At 69.1% G+C, this 3,600-nt stretch carries 4 protein-coding genes; 3 read left to right on the top strand and 1 reads right to left on the bottom strand.

The window, feature by feature from the left end:
• On the top strand, positions 1–635 hold a 635-nt coding region (locus tag QQK63_RS17690), incomplete at its 5' end, for an extensin-like domain-containing protein (protein WP_348540443.1).
• 37 nt (positions 636–672) lie between these two features.
• On the opposite strand, the gene QQK63_RS17685 is transcribed toward QQK63_RS17690, so the two are convergent.
• Positions 673–1,674: a DUF2125 domain-containing protein gene (locus tag QQK63_RS17685; protein WP_277826913.1), complete on the bottom strand. Its 1,002-nt coding sequence runs from the start codon at positions 1,672–1,674 to the stop codon at positions 673–675.
• A gap of 81 nt (positions 1,675–1,755) precedes the next feature.
• Here QQK63_RS17685 and QQK63_RS17680 point away from each other — a divergent pair, with 81 nt between their 5' ends.
• Both QQK63_RS17680 and QQK63_RS17675 read left to right on the top strand, forming a co-directional pair.
• On the top strand, positions 1,756–2,292 hold the full coding sequence (locus QQK63_RS17680; protein WP_277826915.1) for a gamma-glutamylcyclotransferase: 537 nt from the start codon (positions 1,756–1,758) through the stop codon (positions 2,290–2,292).
• Positions 2,293–2,374: 82 nt separating this feature from the next.
• Positions 2,375–3,600: biopolymer transporter ExbB (locus tag QQK63_RS17675; protein WP_284283261.1), on the top strand; the 1,226-nt coding region annotated here is incomplete at its 3' end.

Genomic DNA, 3,600 nt, shown 5'->3' with positions numbered 1-3,600 from the left:
CCATCCCGCGCTCGCTGCGGCCCAGCCTGCGCCCCGACGGTCTGGAACAGCGCGTGCGCGCCACGGCTACCCGCCAGATCCCCGGCCGTGTCACCCAGCCGGGCAGCCGGAGCGGCGATCTCTGCGGCATTCCGGGCCTTGTCGGGGAAAGGCTGGAGCCGATCACCGGCCGGTCCAGCGGCTGCGGCATCGCCGAGCCGGTGCGCCTGCGCTCGGTCGACGGCATCGCCCTCAGCAGCCCCGCGACGGTGAATTGCGACACGGCCCGCGCCCTCCAGACCTGGGTGCAGCGCAGCCTCGTGCCGACCGTGGGGCGCACAGGCGGCGGGGTGTCCTCGCTCCGGGTGGTGGCTTCCTATGCCTGCCGCACGCGCAACAATCAGGCCGGCGCGCGCATTTCGGAACACGGACGGGGCAATGCGATCGACATCGCGGGGATCGGATTGGCCAACGGGTCGGAGCTGACGGTTCTGAGCGATTGGGGCGGGGGCCGCGACGGGCGCATCCTGCGCGACCTGCATCGGGGCGCCTGCGGGCCCTTCGGCACGGTGCTTGGCCCGAATTCGGACCGGTTCCACCGCGACCATTTCCATTTCGACGTGGCCAGATACCGCTCCGGCCCCTATTGCCGCTGACGCCAGCCGCGCGGCGCGGTCCCGAACGCGACGCGCCCTAGCGCAGGCGCAGCCGCGGACCTTCGCCGATGGGCAGCGGCCCGAGGAACATGAACCCCGCCTCGAGGCGCAGGGTCACGTCCAGATCCTCGCGGCGGCCTGACAGACCGGCCAGAAACCCCAGCCCCGTTTCGACCGAGGATCGCAGCCCCGGTCCCAACAGCCCCGCGCGCTCGGCCATGTCCAGCATCGCGGGCCAGTTCTGCGCGCGGATCGCAATGTCGCCCGTGGGCCGTCCTTCGGCATCGACATCCAGACCACCCGAGAGCCGCAACATCAGGTCGCCCCATTCCGCCCGCGTCTCGGACAGGTCGATCCGGGTGGGCTGCGGGCGGGCGATCTCGATCGCGGACAAGTCCCAAGGCCGGTCGAAGGTCACGAAAGCCTCGGACAGGACAACCGGGATCGCCTCGGGCAACAGGCCCGCCGGGTCGATCAGATCCGCGATCGCCTCGGGTGGGGTGAAATCCGTCGCGCGAAACCCGATCGCATAGCGTGCCGTCTCGCCCGGTTGCAGGCGCATCTCCACCCGGCCCTCGGCCAAATGGCTCTGCCAGCCCAGCGTGCTGTCGACGGTCAGATCGCGCATCCGCGTCTCGGAGGCCTCAAGCGCAAGGTTCGCACCCGGCCGCAGGTCCAGAGTCGAGGACAGTTCCCCCGCCGTGATCGTCAACCGCTCGTAGGGCGAGGCGATGGTATAGGTGTCGGGCCAAACCGCCTCGATCCGGCCGGGGTCGAACACCGCCTGCCGCAGGGTGAAGGTCGGGGCCGTCCACGCCAGTCCCGTTACCGGGTCGGCCAGCGTCAGATCGGTGAAACGGGTGACGAATTCGGTGGGAAAGCCTGCGACCTCGACATCTTGCCGGGTCACCACCCAGCCCTCCGCCTCGCGCGCATCCAGCCAACCGGTCACGGCGCGTTCCGTGACGGTAGCCCAGCCCAGCCACGCGCCTGATGCCAGCACGACCGCACCCACACATGCCGCCAACAGCCGTTTCATCCCCCAAACCCCTATCGTCCAGATGCTGGCCCCGCTATAGCGCCCCCGTGGGCGGCTGGCCATGCAGGAGGCGACGGGAAAATGGACGATCTGTGGGTCTTCGGATACGGATCCCTGCTCTGGAACCCCGGTTTCCCCGTGGTCGAAACCCGCGTTGCGCGGCTCCATGACTGGCACCGCAGCTTCTGCATGTCCTCGATCCACCATCGCGGCACGCCCGAGGCGCCGGGCCTCGTCCTCGCGCTGGACCACAAGCCCGGTGCGATCTGCCACGGCATCGCCTTTCGCGTCGAACCCGCCGATGCGGACCACACCCTCGCCTATCTGCGCGAACGCGAGCTGATCTCATCCGCCTACCTCGAAACCCGCCAGCAGGTGGAGTTCGCCGAGGGCGGCCGGCAGGAGAATGTCCTGACCTACGTGATCGACCCCGCGCACGAGCAATATTGCACCCTCGATCTCGAGGAACAGGCCCGTATCATCGCCCGTGCCGTCGGCGGGCGCGGCCCGAACGACGAATACCTGATGAACACCGCCCGGCATCTCCACGCGCTTGGCCTGCCCGATCCCGATCTCGACTGGCTGGTCGAACGGGTCCACGCGCTCAAGGCTGCCTGACGCTCTCCGCATTGCGGCATTGGCTTATGGCGCAGGCCCGGCTAGATTGCGCTGAGGCAACACCAAGAACCGGGCCGGAGCCATGGCGAGCAGAGCAGACACGGGCGCCGCGGCGCCAGAGCCGCGCATGACGCGGCAAGGCGGCGGTCCCCGCATCACGCGTCCCACGCAACAGATCGTGCTGATGATCCTGATCTGTGCCGCGGTCGCAGCGGGCGGCGTGCTGGTCTGGCCGCAGGTGCAGCCGGTTTTCCTCGCCTCGCCCATCCTCAACGGCACCATCGGCGTCGTCTTCATCATCGGCGTCTTCGCCTGTTTCTTCCAGGTGGCGCAGCTGTTTTCCTCTGTCGCCTGGATCGAACAGATCGCAGGCGCAGCCCCGCAAGACGCAAGCGAACGCCCCCCTCGGCTTCTGGCCGCGATGACCGGCATCGCGCGGGTGCGCGGGCGCGGTCTGCAGGTCACGGGGGCCGCCGCGCGCTCGATGCTCGACAGCGTCGGCAGCCGGATGGAAGAAAGCCGCGACATCACGCGCTACATCGCCAACCTGCTGATCTTCCTCGGGCTTCTGGGGACGTTCTTTGGTCTGGCCACCACGATCCCCGCCGTGGTCGACACGATCCGCTCCCTTCAGCCCGGTGAAGGGGAAGAGGGCGTCGCCGTCTTCGCCCGCCTGATGAACGGGCTCGAGGATCAGCTTGGCGGCATGGGCACGGCCTTCGCCTCCTCGCTTCTGGGTCTGGCCGGGTCGCTCGTCGTGGGCCTTTTGGAACTTTACGCCGGCCACGGCCAGAACCGCTTCTACCGCCAGCTCGAGGAATGGCTGGCCTCCATCACCCGCGTCAGCTTCGCCAGCGGCGAGGGCGAGGGCGGTGGCGTCGACCGCGGCGCGATTGCCACCGTGCTCGATCACATGGTCGACCAGATGGACACGCTGCAATCGCTCTTCGCGCAAGCCGAAACCCGCCGCGCCGCGACCGAGGATCGCTTGCTGCAGCTTGCGGGTTCTATCGACGCTCTGACCGCGAAACTCGGCCCCGGCCCGGCACAGGCGACCGAACGGCTTGCCGCGGCGCAGGAACGCCTGTCGCAAGTGCTCGAAGAAGGCCAGCGGGGCGGCGGCATCGACGACGAAAGCCGGATGCGCCTGCGCTCCATCGACGTCCAATTGCTCAAGATCTACGAAGATCTCGGCGCGGGCCGGAACGAGGATGTGCTGGCGCTGCGTGGCGACATCAACGCGCTGACCACCGCGCTGCGCGATCTGGTGACGGCGGCGCGCGCCCCCGCTCGCCGCCCGCAGGCCCC

It is taken from the genome of Roseicyclus marinus (genome assembly GCF_030163795.1).
Classification (GTDB): Bacteria; Pseudomonadota; Alphaproteobacteria; order Rhodobacterales; family Rhodobacteraceae; genus Roseicyclus; species Roseicyclus marinus.
The sequence above is the reverse complement of the archived record's forward strand: the minus strand, read 5'-3'. Positions and strand labels throughout refer to the sequence as shown.

What these genes read in the sequence shown, in the direction of transcription:
- QQK63_RS17685 (WP_277826913.1), bottom strand. Translation starts at nt 1,674, where the DNA reads ATGAAACGGCTGTTGGCGGCATGTGTGGGTGCGGTCGTGCTGGCATCA.
- QQK63_RS17680 (WP_277826915.1), top strand. Translation starts at nt 1,756, where the DNA reads ATGGACGATCTGTGGGTCTTCGGATACGGATCCCTGCTCTGGAACCCC.